Origin of the sequence: Kitasatospora kazusensis (assembly GCF_039529945.1) — a bacterium.
GTDB classification, from domain to species: Bacteria; Actinomycetota; Actinomycetes; order Streptomycetales; family Streptomycetaceae; genus Kitasatospora; species Kitasatospora kazusensis.
Map to the genome: position 1 here is coordinate 1 of NZ_BAAANT010000068.1, position 22896 is coordinate 22896.

General features: G+C 69.1%; 24 protein-coding genes and 1 pseudogene. 9 read left to right on the plus strand and 16 right to left on the minus strand.

The genetic code is table 11. The features are described 5' to 3' along the window. Positions 1-587: 587 nt before the first annotated feature. From ABD330_RS30435 to ABD330_RS30465, 7 genes are all read right to left on the minus strand, one after another. Complete coding sequence (locus ABD330_RS30435) at positions 588-2768, minus strand: caspase, EACC1-associated type (RefSeq protein ID WP_344469525.1); 2181 nt, start codon at positions 2766-2768, stop codon at positions 588-590. Beyond that, complete coding sequence (locus ABD330_RS30440) at positions 2761-3114, minus strand: effector-associated constant component EACC1 (protein WP_344469526.1); 354 nt, start codon at positions 3112-3114, stop codon at positions 2761-2763. Before ABD330_RS30440 ends, ABD330_RS30435 begins: the two co-directional genes overlap by 8 nt. 557 nt (positions 3115-3671) lie before the next feature. Then, positions 3672-3953 (minus strand): hypothetical protein, encoded by a 282-nt coding sequence (locus ABD330_RS30445; RefSeq protein WP_344469527.1) that lies wholly within the window; start codon positions 3951-3953, stop codon positions 3672-3674. Between the two features lie 808 nt (positions 3954-4761). Next, positions 4762-5349 (minus strand): S1 RNA-binding domain-containing protein, encoded by a 588-nt coding sequence (locus ABD330_RS30450; protein ID WP_344469528.1) that lies wholly within the window; start codon positions 5347-5349, stop codon positions 4762-4764. Then, entirely contained in the window at positions 5346-6107 is a 762-nt protein-coding gene (locus ABD330_RS30455; RefSeq protein ID WP_344469529.1) for a hypothetical protein, read from the minus strand. Before ABD330_RS30455 ends, ABD330_RS30450 begins: the two co-directional genes overlap by 4 nt. A gap of 104 nt (positions 6108-6211) precedes the next feature. Then, on the minus strand, positions 6212-6775 hold the full coding sequence (locus ABD330_RS30460; RefSeq protein WP_344469530.1) for a DUF6262 family protein: 564 nt from the start codon (positions 6773-6775) through the stop codon (positions 6212-6214). Between the two features lie 180 nt (positions 6776-6955). Beyond that, complete coding sequence (locus tag ABD330_RS30465) at positions 6956-7483, minus strand: hypothetical protein (protein ID WP_344469531.1); 528 nt, start codon at positions 7481-7483, stop codon at positions 6956-6958. 119 nt (positions 7484-7602) lie between these two features. On the opposite strand from ABD330_RS30465, the gene ABD330_RS30470 reads away from it, so the two are divergent. The 5 genes from ABD330_RS30470 (at position 7603) to ABD330_RS30490 (ending at position 11992) form a co-directional block, all read left to right on the plus strand. Then, on the plus strand, positions 7603-8865 hold the full coding sequence (locus ABD330_RS30470; protein ID WP_344469532.1) for a hypothetical protein: 1263 nt from the start codon (positions 7603-7605) through the stop codon (positions 8863-8865). Positions 8866-9416: 551 nt separating this feature from the next. Next, the gene (locus tag ABD330_RS30475) at positions 9417-9584 is read left to right on the plus strand and encodes a hypothetical protein (protein WP_344469533.1); all 168 of its coding nucleotides are present in this window, start codon (positions 9417-9419) and stop codon (positions 9582-9584) included. A 604-nt stretch (positions 9585-10188) separates the two neighbouring features. Then, complete coding sequence (locus ABD330_RS30480; RefSeq protein ID WP_344469535.1) at positions 10189-10449, plus strand: hypothetical protein; 261 nt, start codon at positions 10189-10191, stop codon at positions 10447-10449. A gap of 4 nt (positions 10450-10453) precedes the next feature. Further along, entirely contained in the window at positions 10454-11212 is a 759-nt protein-coding gene (locus ABD330_RS30485; protein WP_344469536.1) for a helix-turn-helix domain-containing protein, read from the plus strand. Positions 11213-11539: 327 nt separating this feature from the next. Next, complete coding sequence (locus ABD330_RS30490) at positions 11540-11992, plus strand: hypothetical protein (RefSeq protein WP_344469537.1); 453 nt, start codon at positions 11540-11542, stop codon at positions 11990-11992. On the opposite strand, the pseudogene ABD330_RS30495 reads toward ABD330_RS30490, so the two are convergent. Continuing rightward, positions 11987-12220, minus strand: a pseudogene (locus ABD330_RS30495) (IS1634 family transposase); the annotation flags it as partial. The gene ABD330_RS30490 and the pseudogene ABD330_RS30495 overlap by 6 nt on opposite strands. Before the next feature lie 104 nt (positions 12221-12324). On the opposite strand from ABD330_RS30495, the gene ABD330_RS30500 reads away from it, so the two are divergent. Next, on the plus strand, positions 12325-13611 hold the full coding sequence (locus ABD330_RS30500; protein ID WP_344469539.1) for an MFS transporter: 1287 nt from the start codon (positions 12325-12327) through the stop codon (positions 13609-13611). Between the two features lie 247 nt (positions 13612-13858). Here ABD330_RS30500 and ABD330_RS30505 read toward each other — a convergent pair whose 3' ends face one another. Next, a complete protein-coding gene (locus tag ABD330_RS30505) occupies positions 13859-14116 on the minus strand; it encodes a hypothetical protein (protein ID WP_344469540.1) in 258 nt (85 codons plus the stop codon). A gap of 867 nt (positions 14117-14983) precedes the next feature. Further along, entirely contained in the window at positions 14984-15712 is a 729-nt protein-coding gene (locus ABD330_RS30510; protein WP_344469541.1) for a helix-turn-helix domain-containing protein, read from the minus strand. Here ABD330_RS30510 and ABD330_RS30515 point away from each other — a divergent pair. After that, positions 15604-15951: a hypothetical protein gene (locus ABD330_RS30515; protein WP_344469542.1), complete on the plus strand. Its 348-nt coding sequence runs from the start codon at positions 15604-15606 to the stop codon at positions 15949-15951. The two genes, ABD330_RS30510 and ABD330_RS30515, sit on opposite strands and share 109 nt — an antisense overlap. On the opposite strand, the gene ABD330_RS30520 is transcribed toward ABD330_RS30515, so the two are convergent. From ABD330_RS30520 to ABD330_RS30530, 3 genes are all read right to left on the minus strand, one after another. Then, positions 15952-16104, minus strand: a complete 153-nt coding sequence (locus tag ABD330_RS30520; protein ID WP_344469543.1) for a hypothetical protein — start codon at positions 16102-16104, stop codon at positions 15952-15954. A 139-nt stretch (positions 16105-16243) separates the two neighbouring features. Continuing rightward, a complete protein-coding gene (locus ABD330_RS30525) occupies positions 16244-16882 on the minus strand; it encodes a transposase family protein (RefSeq protein ID WP_344469544.1) in 639 nt (212 codons plus the stop codon). 221 nt (positions 16883-17103) lie between these two features. Next, positions 17104-17697, minus strand: a complete 594-nt coding sequence (locus ABD330_RS30530; RefSeq protein WP_344469545.1) for a TetR/AcrR family transcriptional regulator — start codon at positions 17695-17697, stop codon at positions 17104-17106. A 105-nt stretch (positions 17698-17802) separates the two neighbouring features. Between ABD330_RS30530 and ABD330_RS30535 the strand changes: the two genes are divergently transcribed. Next, positions 17803-19026 carry an alpha/beta hydrolase family protein gene (locus ABD330_RS30535; protein WP_344469546.1) on the plus strand — a complete coding sequence of 408 codons (1224 nt, stop codon included), beginning with the start codon at positions 17803-17805 and terminating at the stop codon, positions 19024-19026. Between the two features lie 495 nt (positions 19027-19521). Here ABD330_RS30535 and ABD330_RS30540 read toward each other — a convergent pair whose 3' ends face one another. Further along, on the minus strand, positions 19522-20028 hold the full coding sequence (locus tag ABD330_RS30540) for a hypothetical protein (protein ID WP_344469547.1): 507 nt from the start codon (positions 20026-20028) through the stop codon (positions 19522-19524). Positions 20029-20330: 302 nt separating this feature from the next. Here ABD330_RS30540 and ABD330_RS30545 point away from each other — a divergent pair, with 302 nt between their 5' ends. After that, on the plus strand, positions 20331-20882 hold the full coding sequence (locus ABD330_RS30545; RefSeq protein ID WP_344469548.1) for a hypothetical protein: 552 nt from the start codon (positions 20331-20333) through the stop codon (positions 20880-20882). On the opposite strand, the gene ABD330_RS30550 is transcribed toward ABD330_RS30545, so the two are convergent. Beyond that, positions 20848-20988 carry a hypothetical protein gene (locus ABD330_RS30550; RefSeq protein WP_425555701.1) on the minus strand — a complete coding sequence of 47 codons (141 nt, stop codon included), beginning with the start codon at positions 20986-20988 and terminating at the stop codon, positions 20848-20850. The genes ABD330_RS30545 and ABD330_RS30550 overlap by 35 nt on opposite strands. A gap of 680 nt (positions 20989-21668) precedes the next feature. After that, positions 21669-22625: a protein kinase family protein gene (locus tag ABD330_RS30555; protein ID WP_344469549.1), complete on the minus strand. Its 957-nt coding sequence runs from the start codon at positions 22623-22625 to the stop codon at positions 21669-21671. Positions 22626-22896 lie beyond the last annotated feature (271 nt).

Sequence of the window (22896 nt, forward strand, 5' to 3'; positions counted from 1 at the left end):
GCGGCTTCTTCTTCCCCATGCTCTCCATGATGGACATCATCCTTCCGGGGCCGAAGCCCCTGATCTCAGGTGTCCGTCAAAGCGGATCAAGCCCACTTCTGAAACAGGCCCTAGATGAACATCTAGGCGTTACGGACTCCACCGAGCCAGTGACTTCGAGAGGGCGAGCGTTGCCGCGCAGACCCCCCACCAGAGGTGACGTGCAGCGATGCACGTCACCTCTGGCATTTCCGGACCCCGCGCCCCACATAACAGTGGTCGCAGGCGCGATCACAACGGCTGTGCATCTTCGGGACGAACTGAAAGAAGGTTGGCAGACCGGGGAGTCCCTGGCCGTCACCGGGCGGATCTGACGTCAGCCGGCCCCGGACAGGCCGGTCACCGCCAGCTGACGGCTATGTGCAGGTGCCCCCACAACGCGCCGAGCACGAGCAGAATGCCCCCGCCATGGTGTTGAGGACCAGTCCGCCCAGCATCTGCTGCGGGTCCCGCCAGGCCGGCACCCCGAGCCTCACCTCCGGCGTGCGCCGGGCCCTTCGCTCCGCACTGTCCCGACCGGGCGTGGCCGGGTAACCGACCAGTACCGGTCAGAAGACCAGGTCCAGGATGCGGCGGACACCCCAGGTGAGCAGTCCCAGGGCTATGGACGTGGCATAGGCGAGGACGGCGACGACGAACGCCATGACGCCCCAGGACGGAATGGGCACGAGGATCCCGCACAGGGTTCCGGCCGTCATGGTCCCGTAGGTGATGCGGCGCCAGGGCTCGTCCTCGTAGCGGAACCGGCTGTTGAAGAAGTTCCAGGACGTCGGCCGCAGGGCCATGTGTACCGTCGCATTGAGCACCGCGGAGAATATCGCGATAGCCATGATCGCGAGCATGAGGGCGATGATGAGAGTGCCGATGTAGTCGGAGAGTTTCTGGTGGATCTCCAAGGCCGACCTCCGGGCCGCGAAGCCGATCGGGAAGACCATGACCGCCCCGGCGGTGGCGGCCGGCAGCGATGCCAGCAGGTACCAGGTTTCGTGACCGCTGCCGATCCAGGCGATGCCTCTCCTGAGCCGGGGCGTCGGGGTGCGCCTGGACGCCTCGGCACGCCGTGCCGCCTCGGCGCACTGCGCCGCGGCAGCAGCCTTCCTCCTTTTGGCCGAGGCGCGCTGGGCCGCGGCCGTGGCCTTTCTCTTCCGAAGGGCCGACAGCGAGGGGAACCGCGACGCGCGCGGCGGCGTGGACGGACGGTCCGAGTCGGACCCGCCCGACGCGGGGCGGGGCAGCGGCCGCCACTCGTACGGGCGGTTCGCTGCGCCTGGGTCACCCGTAGCGCCGCTCCGCGGGTCCGCAGCCGGCGGAGGCCGTACCGGGTCGGTCGCGCCGGCCGCGGTCGGTGCGACCGCGGCGCTGACCAGGGCAGCCTCCGCCGCCCGGGTCCGCGTCGGCGCGTCGACCGGGCTCGTCAGTTGCGCCCGCAGCATCCGCAGTTCGTGGGCGACCTCGTCGGCCTCGGAGCGGATCCCGACCAGTCTGGCCTCAAGCGTCTGGTTCTCGGTCTCGACCTTGCGGACAAGATCGGCAGCGTGGACGAGTTGCTCCCGCTGCTTCTCCACCTGCCGGGCCAGCCAGCTCAGCCGGCTCAGCTTCTCGTCCGCCTCGCCGGCCGCCTGCGCGTGCCCGGCCCGCTCACGCGCCAGCACCATGCGCAGGTCCCTGGCCTCGGCCGCCAGCTCCCGGTTGTACTCCTGGAGCACGGCGCCCTGGTCGGGGTCCGAGGCAATGGCCGCCTCGGCGGCGGCGCGGATCTCAGAGAGCTGCTGCGCGGCGGCGGTGTCCAGCCTGCAGCCCTGCTCCTCAAGGAGGTCGAGGAAGTCGAGGAGCACGTCCTCCGGCGCGATCCGGCGGCCGCTCAGGTAGCCGTCCAGCGTCTGGTGCGACAGATAGAGCGACTGCGCGAAGTACCCCTCGGTGATGCCCCGCTCCCGGCACGGCGCGAAGGCGTTCGCCATCGCCTGCGCGTAGCGCTCGACCGCGCGGACCACGGGAACGTGGGCCACGTTACGGGCGAACAGGAAGCCGTGGGCGGTGTCGGTGTTCCCCTGGACGGGCTCCGGCAGGCCGAGCGCGTTCAGCCGGCGGGTCAGGTGCTTGTACAGCATTCCGAAGGTCAGCAGGGCGGGCCCGGCCGGGACTCCGGCGCGGACCAGTCCCATCAGCTCCCGGGTGAAGGAGGTGGCGGTGTGCGTCTGCTCCTCCAGCGGCACGACGTGGGCCCGGCCGGTGGACGCGGCCAGGGTGTACACGCCCGTGATGTCGAGGGATCCGTCGCCGGGGCCGGAAAGCACCGTCACGGCCCGTCCGGAGTAGCAGCAGTCAAGCACCACGGCGATCACCCGGGCGGGGCTGTAGAGCAGGAGGTCACGGACCTTCTGGTACGTCAGCCCGTCGACGTCGGCGTTCTCGGGAACGGTGTCGGCCAGTGCCAGGCACAGCTGGCCGTTCGGCAGGACGATTCCGTGGCCCGCGTAGTACAGGAACAGTGCGCCTTCGGTCTGCGTGATCAGCTCGCGCAGCTCCGGGACCAGTTTGCGGACGTCCTTCGGGTCCTCCAGTACGGTCACCCGGTCCTCGGGCCAGCCGCCCAGCTCGGTGAGGATGCCCGCCATGCCCCTGAGACTGTTGGCGACGGCCGGCAGCGCCGGGAAGCCGGTGTTCTGGTAGGTACCGGTGCCGATCAGGATCGCCCGGGAATCCGACCGGTCGGGCAGTTCAGCCATTTTCGCGGCTCAGCACCCGGGTGATCAGCGGCAGCACCTCGTCGGGTCTGAGGTTGTCCGCCTCCACCGTCGTGGTCGTGCCGTCCGGGCCGGTCACGGTGATCTTCACTCCTGAGCGCCGGCTCTGCAGCCATGTGCTCAGCGAGCCGGCGAGCACCGCGGCCGTTCCCCCGGAGCCGAGCGCCACGCTCAGAAGCTCCACCGCACCGCCGAGTTCGCCCTCGCCGGGGGGTGGCGTTACCGCCCGGATCCGGCCGGCCAATTGGCGTTCGCCGCGCAGCCACTGCCACAACGCGGCGGTCTCCGCGATCTCGTCCCCGCCCGACAGCCGAATCTGAGCGTCCACCAGTTCCCTCCCACCCTGAGCAGACTGACACCGGCGATGATGGCAGGGAACGCAGTGGACTCAAAGCGCTGCCGATCAGCGCGCCCGGAAGGCGATTAGTGGCCGTGTTGCACTTGCCCCGGCCCCGGGCTGGTGTGGTGGCCTCGCGGTCCTGTCGGCGTCGTCCTGCTGCGCTGTCCCGTCGTCCTGGTGGGCCTGGCTGTGCCCGGTCCGGCTCGTGGGCCGTGCTGCGACAGGTCGCCGTCCGTCCGGGGTCGTCTCCCCGCAGCCGGGTCTACGACGCCGACCACGACGACCCCGGGCCGGCCACCCCTACCGCGAACCGGTCGCCGGACCCTGGACGGCCTGCTGCCCGACATCACCGGCTGGAGGGGAACTGACCGACGGCGCCACGCTGCCCACGGAGACCAGAGCGTTCGGGGCCGACGGGCGGGCACGGGTCGGCGACCCATTGCGGTGGGACTGGGCCGGGGGACACACCCAGGCCGTGTCCAGGGTGCACGCGGTTCGAGTGGTGGGCTCCCAGAAGGGACGGGGATCTTCCGGGAGCCCACCGGTCAGGTTGGTGCCCCGGCTTCGCCGCCGGCCTTCACCGTGGCGAGGACCCGCTGGTGGTAGTGCTCCAGCTGCCCGTCCGGGACGGTGACGGGGCAACCGCCGAGGGTGTACCACTCGCCAGCGCCCGTGTACTGGGCGGCGACCCACGCCCGGCCTCCCGGGAAGGAGGTCGTGACGACCGTGAGGTCACCGGTGACCGCGCCGACCTCCTCGGTCATGACTCCGCCCGGTCCCGCGGTCACCTCGGCGGTGTAGCGCTCGACGGACGGTTCGACGGTCACTGGCCGCAGGTGTCGAGCATGTCGGACAGCGCCTGCCCCTCGGTGTCCGTGACGTTGAGGCTGTACAAATACTTCACGGAGATCCAGGTTCTCTATGGTTGTCAACCTGATCTCGCAGGTCGGCAGACAATCGGGTGTTCTGTCACATGAGGCAAGTTCTTCTCGGTGACGGGTGAGTGGGCCACCGCCGACGGTTCCATCGTTGAAGCCCTGTGACGGGCGGCCGCAGGGCGACGTGACGCCGGAGCCGAGGAACGTTGGTGCCGGCAGCGTGAAGCTGGACGACCTTGTTTACTGAGGGACGTCGATACCCAGCAGTCAGGAGAAGGTGTGTCAGAAGCGTGGGAACCGCTCAGTGAGGATGTCCACCGAACCTTGCAGTTGCTGTTGGCCGGAGGCACTGAGGTGGATCGGGCGTACCAGGCACAGATACCCCATGTGTCGATGAAGCCCGGATGTACGTGCGGGTGTCCAACTGTGGATCTGCGAGTGGACCAGGAGGCCGTCGCGGCGGGGCCGGTGGTGCAGCGAAGCCCGGTCGTAGCGGACGGAAGTATCCAGAGTGCCGACGGTGAGTACATCGGGGAGGCGATGATCTTCGCATTCGGGGGGTACCTCACGACCCTGGAGGTCTGTGTCTGGGACGACCTGGGCGTCCTGGAGCTGCCTCTCTGGGAACGGCTGAACGTCCAGTGCCGTGACCACCCATAAGCTCGCGGTGCTCAGGCAGGATCGCCCCTCACGCCCGCAGGCGGATGGTGCTCCTGAACACGCGCGGGGGAACCGGGGGGCAGGAACGCAGCGGTAGTCACCCGGAGTTGGGTGAGACCTGTCGTCGCGAGAGAGCCAGCGTGCGTCGTTCCCGGTTGATTTCGGTTGTGACGACCGTGATCTCGTCGCCGACGCGGACGACATCCTCTGGAGCTTCCACGGGCGTCCATGAGAGCTCTCGAAGATGGACCAGTCCTTCGATCCCGTCGGCGACCTGAACGAAGGCGCCGAATGGGACCAGCTTGGTGACCCGGCCATGCAGTTTCTGTCCCACCGAAACGCGGTCGGCGAATGCCTGGAAGGGGTCCGGCTGCGTCGCCCTCAAGGAGAGTCTGGCCTCCAGATTCCATGTGTCGAACTGGAGGAACTCACAGGAAACGCGCTGTCCGATCTGAACGACGTCCGAGGCAGCGTCGAATCGACGCCAGGACAGTTCGGGGATCGTGATGAACCCGACGCCGGGGAAGACGGAGTGGTCGGGACCGTCGTCCAGCGCTACGAACACGCCGAACCGTTCGATCGCCGCGACCGTGCCGGAAAGGATCTCGCCACGGTGCAGTGATTCCAGGAACGCCCAGAGCTCTGGGTTCTCAGACGGTCCGCGCACGCTGTTCAGCCCGGTCACCGCAGCTCGGTTCCGGCCTCGACACCGACTTGCCGGACCTGATCAAAGCTGAGCCGCCGGAGCTCCGCGATCAGTTCGGCCATGTCGGGCCCGGCTGAATGCTGCCGTTGGATATGCTCGCCAAGCCGGGCGTTGACCTCGACGGCAGGGCCGGCCATGGCGGCCAGGTCGCCGACCCGGATGCCCAGTACGACTGCGAAGTCGGCCAGCAGGTCGCGGGCCAGCTCCACCCTGCCGTGCCCGACCCCACCGATCGTTGACGCGCTCACGTACAGCCCGGACAGCAGGTACAGGACCTTGGCAGAGCTCACCCAGTCGAGGTTTCGGTTGGCGAGCATGTGCAGGAGTACGGCGCCGAAGCTGAGCTGGTACTGCTCGTGCGATCGCGGGGTTCGAACAGGCACTGTGCGGTCTTCCTGCGGCAATGACCGGGCGTACCGAAGCAACTCGCTCCGGCGGTCCGGAGGCAGAAACACTGCCCGCTCGACCAGCTGGGGGACCAGCCGCCCAGCCGTCGCGTCCAGCGGTGCGAGATGCTCCGGTATCGGCATTCCTGCGACGGCGAACAGGTCTGCAGTCTGCAGGCCGAGCGCGGGCGCGAGCCGCCGAAGCAGCTCAAGGTCTGGCGTCGCGCCGTTGAGCACTGCCTGAAGCTCGGATTCCTCAGCCTCGGCCTGCACGGAGAGCTGTCCGATGTCGAGCTTCCGGTGATCCACCAGCCGCTCGAGCAGCACTCCAAAGCCTGGATACGTCGTCATCCCGGCAGCCTACGCACAGTTCTGGCGATTGTTCCTTGGCCCGCTCTCTCGGATCGGGTTGGTAGACCGCATTGTCTGGCTGGCCTACATGAGGCGCGGGCGGTCTACTTGCTCTGTTCCCGCATCATCTGGGCGATCCCGGCACGGGCCCCGTCGAGGTCGAGCTCCGTCATTTCGAGCTTTTCTCGGGCCTCTTGGAGTTCTGCAAGCGCTGCGGAGAGCCGTTCCTCAAGCTGCTGGTTGGCCGTCAGCAGTTCTTGGATCCGCGCTACAGCCTCGCTGGAGCTGGCCTGTTCGAGCTGCTGGCCGAGATTGCGACGGACCACGTCCTTGAGCTTGTCGCGCTCCTCGCGCAGATTCCGCATCTCTGCACGGGCGAGTTCAAGGTCGACGGCGAGGCTGGCCGCACTCGTAGCCCTGCCGCCGACCTTCTCGCGGGCGGTCGTGGAGGCTTGGCCTTTGAGTGTTTTGTCGATGTGCTCTTTGATCTCGGGCTGGTAGACCAGCCAGTTGGAGACGCCGGCCGCCCGCGCGACACCGAGCATGATGATCTCCTGGCCGTTGGCGGCCATGCTGTCGACGATGGCGAGTACCTTGGCCCGCTTCTGCTGGCTGTCGCGCCGACGTGCTTTGCGGAGAACGTCGGCGCGGCTTCGAGCGGCGGTCACTGGTCGGCTCCGGTGGGGTGGCGGCGGACAACGGTCAGTGGGAGAAGGCGCCTGCCTGAGAGGGCGATAAGAGCCGTTTCCTCGAACTTGGTCCTGATCTGCTCCTCGTGGTGACGGACCATCTCCTGCGGAATTCGCGTGGACGGCCTCATCGGCAGGCTTCGAACGGTGACTCCCGCCTCACTGGAGGGAGCTCTGTCCGGTAAATCCCCTATAACCCTCCGGGGCGATCACATAAACCAGGGCGAGTTGGCTCTTATCGCCCTCTGATGGGTCGGCTTCAGCTCCGGCCACGATGGTGACAGATCCGGCTCGGGACTTCCGTAGGAGCCTGGCAGCGTCCTCGACCTCCTGGCGTTCGGCCTCCGGAAGGGCGGCCAGAGTGCTCCGCATCGTCGCGACGACGTTGATGTAGTCCCGGATCTGGCCGTCCATGCCGTCGATGATGTATCCCGCGACGCCGGACACCACTGCGATCTCGCGGCCACCCTTGAGCCGGATCAGCTCATCCTGGATCGCGGGCAGGTAGGACGGCTCCGGGCTGTAGGACGGGCAACCGGCGCATTGGAACCGGATCGGGCAGGCTTGGCCGCCGGCCTCCACGTCCGTCGGCTCCTCGCAGTTGCCGTACGGGACGGCGACGGACTTGCGTTCGTATCCGAGGGCCGTCCCGCTGCGCCGTACGGACTGCTCCCTGCAGCGGGCCACGTATACACCAGCCTGCCTGTCCCGCCCGTCGTACAGAAGTCATGGGCGAGTTCTGCGCGAACACCGGACACGCTCTTGCAGACCCCGGAAGGATGGCCCCTATGCAAGGAGGAGAAGACTTGACCATCGACGTGATCATCCGCACTGAGGACGAGACTGAGGCTGCGGTGTGCCGGGCCTACTGGCGGCAGGCCGACGACGGCTCGTGGGCCCAGACCATCGCGGACGTCCGCCGCGACTACGACCTGACCCAGGCCCAGATCGGGCGGATTATCGAAGGGTGCACCGCCAGTAGCGCCGCGCTGCGCTGCCCGGAGTGCAAGCAGTGCTACGTCCTGAAGACCCGGACGCACTTCGGCGAGCTCTCCCGCAGCAGCGGCCCCCGGTGCTCGCCTTGCCAGGCGGCGATCGAGGGGGCCAAGCAGGAAGCAGCCCGGGCGGAACGGGAGCGCCGGGCGGAGATCATCGCCAGCGAGTACACGGTCTACGACTCTGGCACCGTCGTCCGACCGGAGGATCTCCAACTGTCCGAAGCCGTCGCCCTGCATGTACTGCTCAGCGACCCGGCGATGGAGGACCAAGGCTTCGCTACCCCCGTCGAGGGCTGGCCGAAGGAACGACCGTTTGCCACTCCGCCGGCGCACATCGACCTGCTCCGCGCGCTGGTTCAGCGGGACCTGCTGTTTGCGCACCCGAACTCATCGGCCGCGGCCTTCGCGTGGGACGGCGAGAAGCAGACCGGCTTCTACCTCGAGCGGACCGGCTTCTACGTCCGCGGAACCGGCCCCACAACGAAGCGTGCCCACAACCTGGTGGAGGAGCTCACCACCGTCTTCCGGGAAGGCCCTTGGCCACAGCACTGGCTGACTGGGTGGGCCGACCTGTGGGACCAACTGGCGCTCGCCGATGCCTCCGCGTACCTCGACCGGAAGCTGACCGAACACCGCCTCATCCTGAACCAGGGCGACGGCACGATGACCGCGCTCAAGGACGCCCTGGCGAGCTTCTCCCTCGGCCAGACTTACAATATCATCTTTCGAGCTGCACGAGACTCCGCCGCCTACTACCAGCGCGGCGGCATCAACATGCGGCAGGCCGCGAACAGCACCGTCGGCCGCATCACTGCTTCCACCGGCCGCGCCCGCGCCAACGACTGGGACCTCAAGCCATTCCGTCGCGACTGGCACCAGCCGCTGTCCGCGGTCGGCGAGACGTTCTTCACGAGCGTCATGTGGATCCCGGACATGATGACCGTGACTCGCCGAGATGCCCAGGCCCCCCGCCACGCCTTCTCCGCAGCAGATGTACCCGTCCCTACGCCGCGCGACGAGAACGTGCCCGAAGAGGCCCTCACAGCGGTCGATGAACACCCAACTGACTGACACCGCTGCGCCGGGGCGCAGCCGTGCGCTGTGCCTCGGCCCTCGATGTCACGCTTGCGCTCCAGATGCGCTGCTCGATCGCCGTGGGCTGTTGGTCGGGCCCGACTGTGGCTGGGCCGGTGTGTCCGCCGGCTGCGGCTCAGGCGCTGTGGTGGGGGCGTTGGTCGATGATGCGCCGCTGGTTCGGTGCCGGCCTGACTCCCAGGCCCCGGGCCGTCGCAGGGGTTCTTCGCCGCCGCCGCCGAGGGGTTCGGCCGGTGACCCTCCCACCGCTGCGCCGCCGGTGCTGGCGGTCGCCGACACCGGCGTGCTGCTCAGCGCCTTCAACCGGCGCGACGCCCTCCACCCGGCCGGGGTGAAGGCCCTCAACCTGCCCCGCATCCTCGTCGTCTCCCCGTTGGTGCCGGCCGAGCTCGACCACCTCCTGCACGTCCGGGCAGGGGGAGCGGGCGGCCGTCGACGCGGTTGCCCGCCTCGGCGCCCTCGCCGGGCAGGGCCAGGTCCAGATCGCCGCCGTCGACCGGCAGGTGCTGGCGGAGGCTGAGGATCTGATGCGCCGCCACCTCGGCCGGCAACTCGGCCTGGCCGACTGCGTCAACGCCGTCCTCGCCTGGCGGCTGAGCCGGCCCGCGCTGCTGACCTTCGACAAGCACTACAGCACGGTGATCGCCCCGTGCCGCGCCGGCGAGAAGCCCCTCGAAGTCCACCCCGGCCCGTAAACGCAACAGGTGACGTGCGGATTCGCACGTCACCTGTGGTGAACGGGTCGGCGCGCCAACGCCTCGCCGTTCGGGCCCCTGGGGCTTCGGTGGAGTCCGTGTACGCCTAGGGAGGGCACTCTTCCGAAGGAGACTGCCTGTCTGCTCGCCACAGTCACACGAGGCGCTGCCCGGGGGCAATCGGAACCCGGACGCAACTGCATCAACGGGCTCAGTCCCGAGGTTTGTCGAAGCAAGCTGGTAGTGTCCGCCTCCCCGCGCCCTGCAACAGACGTCCCGATGTCGGAAAAGCACTGGTCAGAGGGCCACTTCCTCCAGGTCCGGCGAAAAGGTCCACCAGTCCGCAGATCTGCTGAGTTTCCGTCAGAGACACCCGGGGAGGGGGTGCGCGGCCGGTTTTTGCTTTGCGGTCAGCTGGACGGCTTTGCATCAAAAGGCCACAGACGCGCCGTCAGCCGTTCGGGTGTGCACGGCAGTAGTGGGATGATCGGGGTCGCCGCCAAATCAGGGACGCCAAGCCCTGGTTGATCGAGCGCGGCCCGGGCCGAGAGGCCCCGGTGGAGTCCGTCAGCCCTTCTGTCTGTACGTCTAGGAGACCTTGCCCATGTTCATGACCAACCGTCGCGCCGCGGCCGCGGCCGCCTGCGTGGAGACCGGCTCGAAGCCGCTGCGCGGGACCGGTCTGTCCGGCGCCGAGACCGTCGTCGTCATCATCGTGATGCTCATCGCGATGGTTCTCGCCCTCACCGACGTGACCGTCCCGGTGATCCTCGCGCTGCTGGGCGGTACCAGCATCGTCGCGGTGGGCATCGTCGTGTCCGTCCGGACGAACCGCCTCCCGCGTCTGGCCGTCCAGGAGGTCTGACGCGATGGGACGCCCCGAGCGGCCCGTCACCATGCGTACCAGGCAGTCGGCGGCGTTGGCGCAGTACCTGCGGGTTCTGCGCCAACGCTCCGGCCGCACCTACGCCGAGCTCGGCAGGTCCACCGGAATGACCCCCTCGCGGCTCTCCCGCGCCGCGAGCGGGGACTCGGTGCCGTCGCTGGCGGTGGTGGAGCAGTACGCGAAGGGGTGCGGCGCCGACAAGCAGGAGATGGCCGAACTGCGCAAGCTGTGGAGGGCGGCGCGCGGCGGGCGGGCTCCGGCCCTGGCCGTCGAGCGGCCGATGCACATCACGCTGATCGACACCCCCAAGGACCTCTGGACGGCGATGGTCCACCTCCACCGCAAGCTGGGCTGCCCGCCGCTGAGGGAGCTGGAGCGCCGGGCCGGCGGTCACGGCCAGCTGCCCCGCAGCACGCTGAACCTGGTGCTTCGCGGGCTGGCGCAGCCGTCCCGCGACCTCCTGGAGCACTTCGTGCGTGCCTGCGACGTGCCCCCGGCCGAGATCAACCGCTGGCTGGAGGCGTGGGACCGGGTCCATACTCCGCGATCGGTCGTGATGCAGGACCCCGAGCTGCGTCGGTTCATGAGACTGCTGAGGCACTCCGGAACGACCGAAGCAGCCATCAGGAGGGCTTTGTACCCGGCGCCCATGGCCGCGCCGCGGCTGGCTGAGGCATTCCGCTCGGCGTCCGGGTACCAGCAGGTGCCCCTTCCCGGCCAGACCCAGCTGTTCGTCTACTGACCCGGCCGTCACCACCGCGCTGATGGTGGAGCTGTCGCCGGCCGTGTCGTCCGGGAGGTAGCCGGCGGCTGCCACGAGTACCGGACGCCGCGGGCCGGGAGCCATGGCTCCCGGCCCGCGGCTCAGGAGTGGTGTGTGTGCCTCAGGCGCTGCCGCCGGGGCCGAGCGGTGCTCGCTCCTCTATGATGCGAATATCTGTTCGATTCTTTGTTCGGCCCCCGCTCCGGACACCCCAGCCCCGGCCGGAGGAACGGCAGGCGGGTGACAGTGGCCCGCGCCCCGGAGCGCCCCGCCCGCGCCCGGCCCCGGGTCCGGTGGAGAGCCGCCATGGAGGACGCGATGCCCCCCGACGGCCTGCTCGGCCTCGAGCGTGCGAGGGTCGGCGCCCGCCGCGCCCTGGACGAGTACGTCTGCGGCGCCGAGGTGCGGCGCCGCGCGGAGTACCCCGACGACGAGCAGGTCGTCCGGCGGCGCACCTGGACGGACGGGCAGACCCGGCACTGGCTCGGCCTGCGGACCCACTACCAGCGGGCCGCCGACGCGGTCCGCGCACATTCGGCGATGGCCGGGGCCGCCGCCGGGCGGCGGCTGGGGGAGCTGGAGGGGAAGCTGCGCGCCGGGGTGCCGCAGGTGATGGTCGTGGTGCGGCTGGTGCCGGGCGGGGGAGAGCAGGTGGTGACGGTGCTGGGCGGCGTCGAACAGCAGCCGGCCGGGAGGTCGAGGGCCAGGGTGGCCCCAGCCTGCGTTCCCCGTAATTCAGCGGTGTGGAGTCGCGAATGACCAGACGCGGACCGGGATCCCGTCCCTCGTGACGGCCATCCCGATCACGGTCTGCGGGAGATCGTCGTGGGAGTCCTTCGACTTGCCGAAGGCGCGGAACCCGGCCTGGTCCGGGGCGTCGGCGGGAGAGCCGTCTGCGGTCGTCAGGAGGCGGCCCTTGTCGTCGCGGGCGGCGGGTTCGTCGGCCTCCTCCAGCTCGAAGTAGGCGCTGGTGGTGCCGGAGAACAGCTCAGCCCCACATCCTGCCTGGAAGGGGGTACCGCACACCCTTCTTCGTCCAGTACGGCCTTCCTGAAGTTGATCTTGCAACAACGGTAGGATGGACTGAAGACATGAATCGGATAACGGGTGTACCGGAGTCGGCCGCACCTCAGCGGACGAACCGTGCCCTGACCCTTGTACTGGCCGTGGCCTGCGGGCTGACCGTGGCCAACCTCTACTACTCGCAGCCCCTGCTCGACCTCATCGCCGGCTCCTTCGGCGTCGGCCAGGGCACGGCCACCGTGGTTGTGACGCTCACCCAGGCCGGCTACGCTCTCGGCTTGCTGTTCCTGCTGCCGCTCGGCGATCTCCTCGAGAACCGCACGCTGGCGACCCGGACTCTGCTCGCGACGGCGATCGCCCTGTTGCTCGCCGCGGTGTCCCCGAGCTTCGGGATGTTCCTCGCGGCCTCGGTGCTGGTCGGTGTCACGTCCGTCGTCGCGCAGGTGCTCGTCCCGCTGGCCGCCCACCTGGCCCCGCCCGACCAGCGCGGCAAGTTGGTCGGGCGCGTCATGAGCGGCCTGCTGCTCGGCATCCTGCTCGCCCGTACGGTGGCGAGTCTGGTCGCCGACCTGCTGGACTGGCGGGCGATCTACTTCGTCTCCGCAGCGCTGATGATCGTGCTGAGCGCCGTCCTGCACCGGGTGCTGCCGAAACGCCGGCCGGACCACACTGTCGGCTACCGCTCGCTGCTGGCGAGCATGGGCGAGCTGGTTCGCCACGAGCCTGTGCTGCGTCGCCGCGCACTGTGCCAGGCGACGATGTTCGGCGCGTTCTCAGTGTTCTGGACGGCCATCGCCTACGAGCTCATCCACGAGCACGGCTTCAGCCAGGCCCGGATCGCGCTCTTCGCGTTGGTCGGCGCGGGTGGTGCGGCCGCAGCACCGATCGGCGGCCGGCTCGCCGACCGTGGGCAAGGCCGTGTCGCCAGTGGCGGGGCGTTGGCGCTCGCCTCGTTTGCTTTCGCACTCGCCGGTCTCGGCCACCACAGCGTGCTGCTGCTCGGCCTTGCCGCAGTGCTGTTGGACCTCGCCGTGCAGTGCCACCTGGTCATGAGCCAGCACGAGGTCTACGCCTTGCGCGCAGACGCCCGTGCCCGCCTCAACACCGTCTTCATGACCACCGTTTTTGTGGGCGGTGCCCTGTCGTCGGGCGTCACCGGCGTGCTGTACAGCGCCTACGGCTGGCGGGGGGTCTGTGCGTTCGGGACGGTCCTGCCACTGGTCGGCCTGCTCGTCTGGGCCGGTGGCACGCGGGCGACGCGGCGTGCGCAGCCACCGGCGGGCACCGACCGTCCAGCCGAGAACGTCCAGGCCGCAAAGGCTGCTCATGCTGCGCAGGCCGCTGACGTTGCGTGAGCCAAGCACGGTCGCCCCGAATGCTTGCCCCAATATCGCTCGGGTGCAGATCTTCTGAGGGTTGGCCATAGGTCTGTGACCTGCAGGTTCGTCGCTGGTGGCCGATGAGGAGGATTCACGTCCTGTTATTTCGACACCGGAACATGCGAGCTCTGGTGACGAGTCGCGCCGACCAGCACGGATGCCGACTGCGCGAGGCGCCTCACAGGACAGGCCTATGTGTAACTGCGCAGGTCACGCCAGCCTTCTACATACCCTCAGAAGATCTGCACCCTTCTGCTTCTGCGGGGACGGTCCAGCGCAGGAGGGTGGTGGTGTCGCGCCGTTCCAGGGTGACCGGGTAGACCTGGTTCCAGGCTCGTTCGCCGTGGTGGCGCATGGAGTGGTCGCCTGGGGCCCAGCCCAGGCCCAGGACCTGGCATCCGTCGATCTCGATCTGTCCGGCGAGCAGGGGGTGGGTCTGGCCGGCCCGGTCGAGAAGGTGGAAGTGGTTGTGCGCGTCCACGGAGACCATCAGGCCGTTGCGGGGCCCTTCCGACAGCCGGCTGCGGAGCCGGCCGGCGTACTCGTGGGCTTCGCGCAGCGGGAGGTTGAGCTGCCCGCCGGGCAGCCGCCCGCCACCGGACCCAGCCGGCCCACCGCCGCAGTCGCAGCCCGTCCGCGCGGAGCGGCGCTGTGCGGGCCCGTACCGGTTCGGCGGCCCCCGGGCACCGGCAGATCCGTCCCGGGCCGCAGAGGGGCGGCCCGGAGGCTGCCGTACGGGCCGGCCGTGGCCCTGGCACCTCCAGCAGCCGCCCAGCCGCCCAGCTGCCCCGCTGCCCAGCCGCCCGCCGCGCCCCCGGCACCGGGGCGGAGCGCACCGTCGGAGCCCGGCCGTCAGGACAGCGGACCGGCCAGCAGTTCCGACGGCAGCCGAGCGGGCCGGGCACGCCCGTACTGGCTGTGCAGGTGGGAACGGAGAGCGCCTGTCGGCGAGTTTGGAGAGCGATCGCCGGCCGGCGAGACCTGGAATGTCGGCGAGAAGTAACAGCACCAGCCGGTACTGACCCAGCGGTGACGGCGCCCCCTCATCATGCAGAGCACAACCATGGGCCCCGCTGTGTTGCGGTGAAGATCCGGCGCCGATCGTTACTGACTTCGGCTCGCCAGGGTGGGGCCGGGTGTCGGGGGTGGGGCCGGTGCCGGCCGTGAAGCCCTTGAGGAGGCCGGGGCGGTACTGCAGGCGTGTGGGCCGGTTGCGGTCGACGGCCTCCAGGCGGTCGAGGGCGGCCGCGGTGAGGTCGGCCGGGCTGCGCCTGACGTGTGCCCGGCCCCACTCCACGGTGGCACATCCGCAGGCGTAAGCTGAGGTGAATACCTCTTGCCATCGCATTTATGCTGGAAGCATGGTTACTGATGCCGCATCAGCTCGGCGGGGTGCCGGGCGGCCGGCCGAGGCGCGCTTGGAGCTGGAGATCACGCACCGGACCAGGCCGAAGCCGTCGATCCAGAACCGCATCGGCGGCCCCGGTTTCTGACCGACGCCCTCGAACGGGCGCAACCGGATGACATCCATCCTTCGGCAGTGCGCGGACAGCTTGCCACGCCGGCCGCTCGCGTCTCGTGAGGCCAGGGCCGCCACCCCGCCCTCTGTCCACTCCTGGTGCCACGTGTAGGCCGACTTCGAGCTCGCCCGCAGCCTGCGGGCGACCTCCGGCGGCTCCAGCCCGTCAGCGAACAACCCGGCGGCCTCCAGCCGCACCACCTCGCGGCGCTGTCGGCCTTTCGCCGTCAGCCCGCCCCCATCCGCAGGGCTTCGGCGTAGTCGGCGGGTGTCCGGTTTGTGATCAGGAGGTCGAGAGGGCGGCAGGCGGCGCGCGCGTTGCCGGGGACGACTGCGATGTTCCTGTACCTGCCTCTGAGGGTTGTCCCGCAAGTGGTGGCCGGGCTGTGTCCGATGAAGGCCGGGATACCCGGGAGACTCCGGCCCAGCAGCTGTGACAACCTGCTGGCATGCCATGGGAGGTGCGAGAACATGCAGGTCATCACTATGCGGTGCTGTTTCACTACGCCTTGCCCGACGATGCCTGGTCCGTGGAGCTGAGCGAGGCTGTTCCTGCATCGGCCGAGGAGGTCGAGAACCTCAACGCTGCGGTGGCGTACTTGCCTGGCGGTGCTCCCTTGCTGAGAGCGCTTGTCCCAGACGAGGACCCGAACCTCGAACCGACTGTCCACGTCTACAGCCCTGACGGGCACGTTGTTCCCTACGAGATCGTGCGCTGGTTCATGGAGCAGGTGGCCGACGAGGTAGAACGGTGCCGCATCGCATTCGAGCAGGGAGAACCTGAAGCAGTGGAATGATCATGTGAGGCCGAGGAGTGCGAGGGGTCGGCGGGCGTCGCGCGCGTTGCGGCGGAGCCCGGCGGCGATGTTCTTGACGCCGCCGAGCCGGAGCGCGCCGACCGCGAGGTTGCGCCAGGTCGCCATCGCGCGCGGAGCGTTGCCGGTCCGCAATCGGGTGGGGGTACCTCCCGGCCGAAGGCTGGGGGAGCGTCCTCAGCGAAGGTGGTGTCGCGGACGTGGTGCAGGGCCTCGATCTTCCAGTGGTCCCGGATCAGTCGGGCGAGCTGGGCGGGCGTTGCTTGCTCGGCGGTCAGGCTGGTGACCGCGTAAACGGTGGCGATGGTCGTCTTGCCGGTCTTGCGGTCGGTGCGGCGGCGCTGTCCGGCAGCGGCCGGAAGCAGGTGGTCTCGCCTGTCTTCTCACCGACGTCGAGCTGGGCCAGGACCAGGCCGGTGGTGTGCTCCACCGCTGCGAGGAGGTGGATCTTCCGCCCCCTGGCCTTCGCTGTACCACGCAGGGACTTGCCGTCCACGGACAGTCCACGCAGCCCAGGACTCGTGGGGCGACGGTCGGCGAGCCAGCCGCCCACCGCCCGGTCCAGGGCGTCGCCGTCGACGCGGGCCAGCAGTCGTCGGACCGTCGCCTCCGCCGGGACCAGCCGCCTGGGCAGTATCGGATCGGGGCGCACGCCGAGGTGTTCCAGCACGTGCGGTGGCGCGTCCGTGATCCACTCGCCGACCGCCAGCAGCGAGGTCGCCCCAGCCGGCACCGCGCACGCGGTCGACGCGAGCACGACGGCCAGCCCATGCCGCACCCCGCGTGGATCGCGCGGGTCCGGCCCCCGGGCCAGCCGCTCCAGCAGGCCAGGCGCCTCCCCGGACCCGACGTCGGGCTGCTCGCGCAGCTGGTCAAGGGCAGGCGGAATCGGGGATGATGCGTCGGCAGGCACGGTCTTCCAGGCAGGTCACGGGGCGTCGAGAACTCCATGATCTTGGAATTCCGTGCCTGCCCTGCTTCCGCCCCTGCCGCCCAACGAACCGTCACGAACCGGACGACGACGGACTACGCCGAAGCCCTGGCCTCGGGTCTATCAGGATTGCGGGCCGGAGCCGGATTCCTGGTGTTCCCCCTGCCTCGGCCGTCACCCCTGGTGGGTTTGGCGTGGCGGGTTCATATGGCTTCCGCCGTGTCCTTGTTGCCGAGCAGCCTGCCAACGAGGAGTTCGGGGTAACCGGAGGCCGGCGGGTCGATGCCGAAGATCGCCCGGACGTAGAGCGGTGCGAGGAGCTGGTCGAGGATCTGGTCCAGGGGCGGGGGGTTCTCGCCGCGGGCCGTGGCGCGTTCGCGGATGTTCTCGATGGACTGGAGGCGGCGCCGGAAGTGCTGGTCGCGCTCGGTCTGTGCGTCGGCGCTGCCCGGCATGGACAGGGCGACGGCGCGGATGAGGAGGCGGCCCTCGGGTGTGCGGATGCTGTCGACGCCGGCCCGTACCCAGGCTGTGAGGTCGCCGCGCAGGCTGCCGGTATCGGTCAGCGGTGAGTTGCGTTCGAGGCGGGTGGTGACGACGTCGGCGAGCAGGGCCTCGCGGCTGCCCCAGCGCCGGTAGACGCTGGTGTGGTTGACGCCGGCGCGTTGGGCGATGGCGGGAATGGTGGGCTCGGCGCCCCCGGGGTCGGCGAGCAGGTCGATGACCGCTTGGTGGACGGCCGCGCGGACCTGCTCGGGGCTCTTGCGGATGCGTTCGGAGGACTGTTTCGGAGTCACCTCCTCATTCTACGCCCCAAGCACAGATGTTTGCTTAAGGGCACCGCGAGGGTCTACAGTCCTCATCACAAGCACAGATCAGTGCTTAACGCCGAGGAGGCCGTCATGAAGAACCTGCTGTTCCCGAACAACACCCAGTTCTGGTACGAGACCCTGCGCTCGATGAGCCACATCGCCTACGGCGGCGCCGACTTCGGCGAGGTCGTCGCCACCGGCGAGCGCATCGTCGAGGGGGACTACGACAGCTGGCACACCGAGTGGCTGGCCACCGCGGACCGGGTGGCCGACGAGGCCGAGCGCGCACTGAAGGCAGGTCACAAGGTCAGCGCCCGGGACGGGTTCCTGCGGGCCTCCAACTACTACCGCTCGGCCGAGTTCTTCCTGCACGGCCACCCGTGCGACCCCCGCCACGACCACGCCTACGACCGCAGCGTGGCCTGCTTCCGAGCCGCTGCGGCCCTGTTCACCCCGGTCATCGAGCCGGTCGAGATCCCCTACGAGGGCACCACCCTGCCCGGCTACCTCTACCGGGTGGACACCACCGGCACGCCGCGCCCGACCGTGATCATGCACTCCGGCTTCGACGGCACCGCCGAGGAGATGCACTTCGGCGGTGCGCTGGCCGCCGTCGAGCGCGGCTACACCGTGCTCACCTTCGACGGCCCCGGCCAGCCCGGACCGCTCCACCACCAGGGCCTGGTCTTCCGGACAGACTGGGAGAACGTCATCACCCCGGTCATCGACTTCGCCGAGACCCTCCCCGAAGTCGACAACAGCCGCATCGCCCTGCTGGGCTCCAGCATGGGCGGCCTGCTCGCCCCCAGGGCCGCGGCCTTCGAGCACCGGCTGGCCGCCTGCATAGCCGTCGACGGCGTCTTCGACCTCGGCCAGGTCTCCATCCGCTTCACCCCCCACGACCGGGAGGAGGCCGAGCGCCTGCTGCGCGCCGAGCATGCCCCCGAACTCGACGCCGTCCTCGACGCCGTCATGGCCGACAACGCCACCGCACGCTGGGCGTTCAACCACGGCATGTACGTCATGGGCGTCGACACCCCCCGCGCCTTCGGCGCCGCCTACCTCGATTACACCCTCGCCGACGGCATCGCCGAGAAGATCCAGTGCCCCACCCTGGTCTGCGACGCCGAGGAGGACGAGTTCTTCAAGGGCCAGCCCGCACAGCTCTACGACCACCTCGCCTGCCCCAAGACCTTCATGCACTTCACCGTGGCGGAGGGCGCCGGCGCCCACTGCCACCCCGGCGCCATGCGCACGGCCCTGGCCCGCATCTTCGACTGGCTCGACGACACCCTCGCCACCACCAGCGCCTGACGCCCGCCAGGCACCACCGCACCAGGCACCGCCCCGCAACCCCCCCCACCCGAAACCGCACACTCAGGGACCTGCCATATGGGGGATGACTCCTTGGCTGTGGGCTTCTTCGGTGTGTTCCGCCCTTGTGCCTCCATCGTGCGGAAACCACCACCCCGCCCATGTCAGCCGATCGGCCCCCCGACCGGATGAACGAGGCAGGGGGCGGCACGTCCGGCAAGCGCCGCGCGCCCGCACCGCCGTCGAGCACCCCGACCAGCTCGCAGCCCTCCTCCTCGATGAACAGGGACAGCCCGGACCCGCCCACTGGACGACCACCCAGGACGGCATCCATACCAACGACGGCCACTACTCCTATCGCAACCCCGCCAACCACTTCGCACTGCCAACCCACCGCCTCGCCCGGGTCCGCGCCGCCCTCACGCCGTAACCGACCGCACCCCCGTATGCCAGCCGCCGACCACCAAGGCTGCCACGCGACTATCTGGCGCCGCCTCAGGAGGGGGCGGTACTCAGCCAGGTGGTTCGGTATTCGTGGTCCTCGGGCGGCAGCCCGGCCTGGAGGCCGTTCTCATCGCCCGCGTTGTAGATCCACAGCCCGGTGTCACCCAGCCCGAGCACGAGGCCGCTCAGTACCCATGCCAAGGGGCCCCGGCCACCGACGGGATCGGTCGGGCCCAGGCCGTACTCCGTGAACCCCACTCCCGTCACCGTGCGCCCGACGACATCCCGAAGCGCCGGGTGCACATCGCTGCGCCATTGAAGGGTCCAGTCGTTCCACCAGGTCGGGGAGGTGGTGACATCGATGGTGTCCCAGGTGACCGAGAGGTCCTCCAGCCGGTTCACGCACACCACCACCCGCTCGCCGCCGATCTCCAGGACGACGGGCAGGTCGGCGAACCACTCGTCCTCCTCCGAGATCCACACGCCCCAGACCCCCGTGACCGTCCAGCCGACCAGGCTCCGGAGCTGTGTGCCCGCCTGCGCGGCGACTTCGGTCACCCTGGTGTGCCACAGCGGATGCCATCCCTCAATACCCCACGTCGACTCCATGGACCGCACCCCACCACCCAACCGGCCGACGGTTCCACCCAAATTCGATCCAGGGCGGATTCGGGTAGGCCGTGAGGCAGGTGGGCGGGGTGGTGGGGTGCGGCCCTATCCGGCAATTCATGGGAGCGATCTGAGGTGAGAAGCCGTTGTCGTACCGAACTTGATCGGCGGGTTTCCGCAGTTCGGGCATGATGCCGGCCTGGCGAGGCATGCTCGGGCCGTTGGGTTGTCTCGTTGGTGGAGGTGCCGGGATGGCGTCGGTGGTGGGTCTCCTGGAGGAGCGGGAGCTGGCCGCGCGTGAGCGCGTGGAGAAGCTTCGGGAGGTGGCGGACCGGGTACTCGCTGAGCTCGCCGAAGCGGAGACGGCCTGGCACGAGTGGCTGATCGCCCGGCAGCGCTTTGGCGAGGTTCTGTCCGGGCCGCGGCCCGGACAGGCAGGTGAAGCCGACCCGGGAGCCGGTGAGTCTTCCGGGTCGGAGCCCGCGACGAACGCGCCCGCCGAGGTTCCCCTACCGAGGGCCGCGCGATCGGGCTCGATCGTCCCGGTGTGGCGTCCCGCGCTTTCCATGGACGCGCTCGCTCCCCACTACCGGAGCATCCTCGCCACGCTCACCGAACAAGCATCCGGCGGGAAGCCAGTGATGTCCTGTCAGGAGATCACTGCTGTACTCGGACTGGAGCCGGTTCCGGCAAGTGTGGATGGAGTTCGGTCGAAGATGAAGCGGCTGGCCGACCGGGGCTGGGCCGACGAGCCCACCCCGGGACGGTTCACGCTCGCCACCGGGCCAGCCGGCGGCTCATGAGCATCGTCATCGACCACAGCACCATCTGCTCATGCACGGCGGGCAGCGTCTCGTAGTCGCGCACCAGGCGCCGCGAGCGCATCAGCCAGCTCAGCGTCCGTTCCACCACCCAGCCACCCCTACCAGCCCCGACTACTGGATGTGACGCTCCTCGCCGAGACCTGCCGGCTGCGCCCGCCGCAGCGACCGCGCGGCCAAAAGGCTGGGGCGAGGGTCCGTGATGAGGCGGAGGAACGGACGCGGTTGCCGGTCAGTACCGCGCACTACTGGATGCCGACAGCCGTCGCTGTACGGCGACAGCGAGGCGCTGATGCAAGGCTGCCCTCCTCCACCGCCCTGATGGTCTGCGGCTGACTGTCAGTGAGGAATCGGCAGGTGGTTGTCAGTGGCTTCGTGCCCGTGAGCTGCGGGGGAGTGCTGACAGCTAGTGCCGATTCTGCGCGTCAGTTGTGACGAACCGCCTGGTCGATTTGCTGCCGACCTGGATAGGCAGCTTCCCTCCGCTGGCCTGGAGGCGGCCAGGCTCGTCCCCGCGCAGTACCGGGCGGGCCGGTGGATGGCTCGGGTGCCAGCGAGCAACTCCCTGGCGCGACGCCTTCACCACCTGCTGGCAGCGCCTCGGCCGATTGCCCGCCTTGAACTGACCCACCGCCAGTATCCCGACGAGAGCAGGAGGGAGCGGACCCGCACACCCCCCGGAACCCGGGCGCAGCCGCAGCGACACGCGAAGGCCCCACCCCCGATCACGGGGGACGAAAGGGGCGAATCACCGAGCCCGTCAGCGAGTCACCTGCCCCGACGAATCGAGGCCGACTCTGCATCTTCCCGCAACGTGCTGATCTCCTTGGTGGGGAACGGCGGCGCCTCGGGCCCGTTGGCAAGTCCGTCGAAGAAGGCCTTGGCACGCGCCGCAACGGGGGCGTATCGCTGGATGACGGCCAGGGCCTCGTCACCGAGTCCTTGGAGGCTGTCGCCCACGACGTTCACGAGCTCCGAGAAGGTCAGCATCCAGTCGTAGTCCGCGTGGGCGCGGTGGAAGTCGCGTTCCTCGTCGGTGAGGGTGAAGTCCCGGCTCAGCGCCTGTGAGTAGTTCTTGATGTAGAAGTGTGTTCCATCCGTCAGGATGTTGGCACGGTGTGTGTCAAAGTGCACGAGGCCGCGCGAACCCATGAACGCCACGCCGGCCTCCAGTGCCGCCGCAGCGGAGGTGATGGCACGGTCGAGCGTCGGGCTGCCTGCGGCCGCCTGCCGTCGCATCCAGTCCGCGAGCGTCAGGGGAACGTTTTCCAGGAACACCACGATGTCCGCCTGCCGCGGGTGCGCGGCGATCTCGGACCTCGGTAGGGCGGATATCGGCAGTACGCGTGTGTGGAAGGTGAGCGGGAAGCCATCGTGTTCCCCGTTGAGGACCCACGCGGTGGTCTGGTCATGCAGGGCCGACTCACGCCACGCACCGAGCCCGTCAGAGCCGATGCCGTAGTGGCTGTGGAGCGGCAGTCCCTGGAGATTCGCCGTTGAGCCGACGTTCTCCGGCAGTTGCTCCAGCTCGGTGAGCGGAATTCGCTTGATGAAGACGGTATGGCCGGCGAGCTCGGTCAGCGACATCTTTCCGATGCGACCCAGCGGCTTCGCGGCGGTGACAAGCGCACACAGCTCGGCATCTGAGAATTCGGCAAGCGCCTGCGATACGGTTCCATGCACGGATATGCGCTCGCTCTGCCGCTGAAGCGCTTCGGTCGTCACAAATCCGTGATCATACCCGTACTGCTCGGCCTATTTCCCTCTTCGCCCTCGACTCATCGAATTATCCAGTATGCCTGACTTGTCTCACTTTGCCAGAGAGGGCCGCGCCCTTCTGCCACATCGGTGAGCAGATCCTGGACGAACTTCCATGGCGGGACACGACTGCCGGCGAGGTACTGAACTTGAATTCGTGATGTCGGCCTGAGGATGGTTCAGCCGTCCATGATCAGGCCGGTGGCGGCGAGGCATCCGTCGATGAGGTGAGGGCGGT